General features: G+C 67.7%; 3 protein-coding genes. All 3 read right to left on the bottom strand.

Translation table 11 applies throughout. From position 1 onward, the window contains the following. Positions 1-662, bottom strand: a 662-nt coding sequence (locus JOY90_RS19585) for a hypothetical protein (RefSeq protein ID WP_291692758.1), incomplete at its 3' end; no start/stop codon positions are given. Continuing rightward, complete coding sequence (locus JOY90_RS19580; protein WP_291692757.1) at positions 659-1,495, bottom strand: SDR family NAD(P)-dependent oxidoreductase; 837 nt, start codon at positions 1,493-1,495, stop codon at positions 659-661. The genes JOY90_RS19580 and JOY90_RS19585, both read right to left, overlap by 4 nt. 2 nt (positions 1,496-1,497) lie before the next feature. After that, a partial coding sequence (locus JOY90_RS19575) for an SRPBCC family protein (RefSeq protein ID WP_291692756.1) occupies positions 1,498-2,192 on the bottom strand: 695 nt, incomplete at its 5' end.

Below are 2,192 nucleotides of genomic sequence, written 5' to 3'. Positions count from 1 at the left end.
GCCGCCATTTCCGGCTGGTCCACCGCCAGCAGCACGGCGTGGCCGAGATTGCCGGCCCAGCCATGGGTGGACAGGCTGAGCCCGTAGTGCGGCAGGATGATCTCCCGGCGTCCGTCGAGCAGGCGACGGATGAACGACCATTCGCGCGGCCGGATCTGGTAGGGTCCGTAGACATAGGGATAGCGGAACACGGTCCCGCTCGGATGCAAGGTCAGGGCGATCTGTTCCGATTGCGCGATCAGCCAGCCAAATCTCTGCTCTTCCTCGGTCGCGACGACGGGAGCGGTCTCGGGCACCGGACTCGTCATCCCGGGCGGGTCCAGACGGTGCGGGTCGATCCACCCGCGGTACGCGGCATAGCCGCCGATGCCGATGAACCGCCCGGTGCGGCCCTGCAAGCCGGCCGCCAGCAGCCGCAGCCGACCGTAGCTTGCGATCGTGAGATCGAACGTACGGCCGGCCAGCGCCGCGTCGATCGTCTCGGCGAAATGCGGATCGCCGTGGATGTGCTCGACATCGTCCGGGATCTCGGGGATCTCGTGCGTGCCGCGATGGAAGATCGTGACCTTGTAGCCCCGCTCGCGCAGCCCGTTGACGATGAAGGGGCCCGTCGGACCGGTGCCGCCGACGACCAGGGCGCGGTTTGGCCTTCCTTTTGTCATTCGGCGGCGGCCTTGTCGGTGGCCGACCACCAGTCATCGCCGAACATCATCAGCATGTTGGGATGCCCGGTGCCGGCGGTGAGGCCGCCATCGACCGCGAGATTGGCGCCGATGACGAAGCTCGCCTCGTCGGCGGCAAGGAAGGCAATGGCGGCGGCGATCTCCTCGGGGCGGCCAAACCGGCCGATCGGGATGGCGGCCCGGAAGGCGCCGGCGATGACCGGTGTGCCGGAGGTCGCCGCCGCCAGCGGCGTGTCGACTGCGCCGGGCGAGACTGCATTGACGCGGATGCGGCGCGGCGCCAGCTCGAGCGCCAGGCTGCGCGTGAAATTGAGCGCACCGGCCTTGGCGGCGTTGTAGGCGGCGAGCCCATGGTCGCCCGCCATGCCCGAGACGGACGACACGTTTACGATCGCAGCCGACGCATCGTCGTCGTTCGCGATGGTCGCCAGGAGATGGGGCAGGGCGGCCTGGCAGGATTCGAAGAGCGCGTGCAGGTTGACGGCATGGATCCTGTGCCAGTGCTTGGACTGCAGCGTGGCCACCGGCCCGAAGCCGGCCGCACCCGCATTGTTCACCACGACGTCGAGCCGGCCGAACTGCTGCACGGCGTAATGGTAGAGCGCGTCGAGCTGGTCGCGTTCGGTGACGTCGGTCTTCTTGAAGACGGCGCGCGCCGAGCCGATCGCCGCCACCGCGGCCTCGCCCTCGGCCGGCCGGCGTCCCGCCATCACCACCGAGGCGCCCTCGGCATGCAGGCGCCGACTTGCCGCGAAGCCGATGCCCGTCGCGCCGCCCGTGACGACGGCGACCTTGCCGGCGAAGCGCCCCACGGTCAGGCGCCCGCCGGGGCGTCGACCGCCGCGTTGATCGAGGAATGCAGATGGACGAGCGCGGGCTCGATCCGGCCGTAGACGACCTCCGGCAGGGCACCCGAGGCGAGGTTCGCCTGCACGCGCTCCTGCAAGGGGAAATCCTCCTTGCCGGTGACGTCGAGCAGGATGTCGAGATTGCGTTTCCAGTAGTTGCGCGACTTCTCGGTGGTGGGCGGATTCGGCGCGAACAGGGTGGTGGCGACCCGGCACGATCCGACATCGATCGGCGTCACGCGCCACACCTCGATGTGATCGAGCTGATAGACCAGCAGTCCGTTGGGCACGAGGAAGTACTGCGTGGTCGAGAAGGGCAGCAGACGCCATTCCTCGCGCGGCTTGTCCTTGAACTGGTCGACCACGTCCTTGCGCAGGCCGATGGTGCGCGGATGGGGGCCATAGGCGTCGAAGATCAGATCGCACAGGAAGTAGGGCGCGATGGAATTCTTGTGCAGCCAGCGTATGTGATACGACTCGGTGAACGTGTCGAGGAACAGCTTCCAGTTCATCTTCCACGTATTGACGCGCGTCTCGACGTGCACGTAGTCGGCCAGGCCGTAGTCGGCGAGCTCGTCCTGCGCCCCGCTCAGGACGTCATCGACGTCGAAGGGCTCGTTGCTCGTGGGATGGACAAAGATCATGCCGTACTTCTCGGCGA

Source organism: Bradyrhizobium sp. (assembly GCF_019242285.1).
Classification (GTDB): Bacteria; Pseudomonadota; Alphaproteobacteria; order Rhizobiales; family Xanthobacteraceae; genus Bradyrhizobium.
This window is presented reverse-complemented; position numbering and strand designations above follow the sequence as displayed.